Genomic DNA, 3,384 nt, shown 5'->3' on the forward strand with positions numbered 1-3,384 from the left:
TTCATTCGGATACCTGTTATTAATCGTTTTATCGGGGGTAATTGTGAAATTTTGTAGTACTCAATGTAATAAATAACGTACTGAACAGGCAAGCGAAGTTACCGCTGGGCTTGCCGGCAGATTGTAATAAAATGTGTCGGCGTTGCTTGAAGGTGACTGGCAGGATTAACCCAGGGCGGTATCGAGCAGCATCATCAACACGAAACCGAGCATCAGACCGCTGGTTGCCGGTAATTCATGGCCCTGGCGGTGGGATTCCGGGATCATTTCATGGCTGATGACAAATAGCATTGCGCCGGCAGCGAGCGCCAGCCCCCAGGGCAGTAGCAAGCTGGAGTCGCCCAGCACAGCTGCGCCAATGACCGCCATAACCGGCTCGGTTAATCCGGAGAAAACAGCCATCCCGACCGCCAGGGTCCGGCTGTAACCGGCTGCTAACAGCGCCATCGCCACCACCAGCCCTTCCGGAATATCCTGGATGGAAATGCCGGTTGCCAGGGCCGTGGCTGCTGCGATATCACCGCTGGCATAGGATGCCCCTATCGCCAGGCCTTCTGGCATATTATGCAAAATAATCGCGAATACAAATAACCAGCTGCGGCGTAATTTTAAGCCACGAGCCCGGTCTTCATCTTTAATAAAATGCTGATGCGGTACCAGGCGTTCAACCAGCAACATTACTGCCGCGCCCAGTAAAACCGCTAATGCGACACTGCCCGAGCTGCGCCAGGCCGATGTGCCAGTTTGTTCCAGAATGGCCAGCGCCGGCACAATTAATGAAAACATACAGGCTGCCAACATAACCCCGGCACCGAAGCCAAGCATGACATCATGCAGCTTCTGGGATAAGCGCCGTAAAAATAACGCTGGCAGTGCCCCGCCCGCCGTTGCAGCAGCGGCTGCCATCCCGGCATAAAATGCATAGCGGACATTTTGCTGTTGCTGCATTAACAGCACCAGCTGCTGTATTGCATAGCTGGCCCCTAATATTATAATCAGGGTGCCCAGCACCTTACGGCCACTAAGCCAGGGTGACTGCAGTGACGATTGCTTCATGCCTGCTCCTGTTTAGCGGTCGCCCGCGCAGCTGCTAAGATAATTTAAAGAATAACGCCCAGCAAAAACCCGATTAACAGCCAGCCAAATGCCAGTATGGCCAGGACTCGCAGTACTTTTTCACTGGTTCTGCCGTTGCTGCCGTGATCATGATTATGCTGACTTTTTTTCATCGCCCGCCGGTACCAGCAGAAAAACACACCGCTGAGCAATAAAAAGATGATGTTAAACCAGAGAGTGTAATCCACTTTAAAGAATTCGCGCTCGGTTACAGTTTTTGTGGCCTCTGCAGTCGGTAATAAGCCAGCAGCAGCAAAACCATAATGCATTGTTACTGCCGTTATCACCAGCGCTATCAGGAAAATTGCCATGATATACAGCGCCACTTTCCAGCCGTAATAGCGGGCCTGAATCCGCAGCACCGGCAACACCACCAGATCGCTGAAAATAAATGCCATAACGCCGGCAAAACTGACACCATGGCCAAATAACACTGCCGCTAACGGGATATTACCCATAGAACCAATAAAAGTGAAAAAAGCAGCAACAGGGCCAATAAAGGCCTGAAATACAATTTGCCAGAAAGCCGGATTATCACTGCCGGAGCCGATAAATAATGTGGTAAAAAAGGTAGCCGGTACAAAAACAGCGATAATGCCAGCGACGGTAAAGCCGACTGCCACATCTTTCCATACCATCTGCCATTCCATGACATAGCGCTTGGCGACCTTCTGCCAGCCCTCGCGGCTTTTTATCAGTCTTTTCCAGTCACTGCTGTCACTACTGGTCTGCTCATTTGACGTTTTTTCAGCCTGCTGCCGGGCATGTTTTTCCAGTTTCCGGCTCAGGGTCAGCCGGATTAACAGCCAGCTGAGCAGGATCAGCAATAAACCGCCAAGATACTCACCTACAACGAATTGCCAGCCCAGAAAAACGGCGATAACAATGCCCAGCTCAACCACCAGATTAGTTGACGCCAGCAAGAAAGCCAGCGCCGATGCAAAGCTGGCGCCTTTGGCGAATAATGAACGGGTCGTGGCCAGTGCCGCAAATGAACATGAGCTGGAAAGAAAACCAAAAAACGTGCCCAGCGCGATACTTTTAGGGCCACTTTGCCCCATACTTTTGCGCATTCGCTCTTTGGTAATAAAAACCTGTACCATGGCGCTGATCAGATACCCGAGCGCAAATGCCCACAGTGCCATCCAGAATAAGCCCGCTGTGGTTACAGCGGACTGATGCCAGTTCTGTAAAAAAGCCTCCAAAATCTCTGTCCTTTGTTTTTGCGTTGCCTTGGCGGTACTGTCTGTTAACAGTAGCCGCTTTAGCGCTGATTTTCAAAAACTTACAGAAATTAGTGGTATTACCGTATCGGCATACTTATTCTTTGTTTTTGTTTTTGGCCGGACTGCCTGGTACCCACCATGCTTTGGCTGCTGCAGGCGCCTGCTCTGGGCTGGTACCCCGGGTTTTTATCAGTGATATCGCCATTGAGCCGCCAATCAACACAGCGGTGATCAGTAACGCAATCTCGGTTGGAATCACCTTCTGACCAAAATAGGCGTTAAGAATCATCTTGCTGCCGACCACCATCAGTACCAGCGACAAGCCATACTTCAGGTAATGGAAGCGGTGAATAATGCCTGCCAGGGCAAAATACAGTGCTCGCAACCCTAAAATGGCGAACACGTTGGCCGTGTAGACAATAAAGGGGTCGGTAGTGATAGCAAAAATGGCCGGAATAGAATCCAGCGCAAATACCAGATCGGTCAGCTCTACCAGCACCAGCACGATAAATAACGGTGTCATAAATAACAGGCCGTTGCGCCGGACAAAGAAACGATCTTCCTCAAACGTTTCGGTCACCCGAAACCGCTTGCGCATAAATTTAACGATACGGTTATTTTCCATGTCAGGCTCCTGCCCGACTGCAATTAACATTTTAATGCCGGTAAAAATCAGAAAGGCGCCAAACAAATAAATAATCCAGTGGAAGTGTTCAATGACACTGGCGCCAACGTAGATAAGGGTTCCACGCATAATTAATGCACCAATAATCCCCCAGAACAACACTTTGTACTGATACTTAGGCGGCACAGAAAAATGCATAAATACCAGCAGAAATACAAAGATATTATCAACGCTGAGACTTTTTTCGATAAGATAACCGGTAACAAACTGGTAGCCGGGCTCGCTGCCCATAAAATAAAATACCCCGGCCGCAAAAATCATTGCCAGGATCACGTATCCCAGACTTAGCCATAACGCTTCTTTTACTGAAATTTCTTTCGAATTGCGGTGCAGCACACCCAAATCAAAAGCCAGCAA

At 49.6% G+C, this 3,384-nt stretch carries 3 protein-coding genes; all 3 read right to left on the reverse strand.

All coding sequences use genetic code 11. From position 1 onward, the window contains the following. Nucleotides 1-165: 165 nt before the first annotated feature. Entirely contained in the window at nt 166-1,056 is an 891-nt protein-coding gene (locus R3177_RS13950) for a ZIP family metal transporter (RefSeq protein ID WP_318971622.1), read from the reverse strand. A gap of 44 nt (nt 1,057-1,100) precedes the next feature. Next, the gene (locus R3177_RS13955; RefSeq protein WP_318971623.1) at nt 1,101-2,321 is read right to left on the reverse strand and encodes a permease; all 1,221 of its coding nucleotides are present in this window, start codon (nt 2,319-2,321) and stop codon (nt 1,101-1,103) included. A 115-nt stretch (nt 2,322-2,436) separates the two neighbouring features. Next, on the reverse strand, nt 2,437-3,384 hold a 948-nt coding region (locus R3177_RS13960), incomplete at its 5' end, for a TerC family protein (RefSeq protein WP_318971624.1).

This window comes from Arsukibacterium sp., from assembly GCF_033722355.1.
Classification (GTDB): Bacteria; Pseudomonadota; Gammaproteobacteria; order Enterobacterales; family Alteromonadaceae; genus Alishewanella.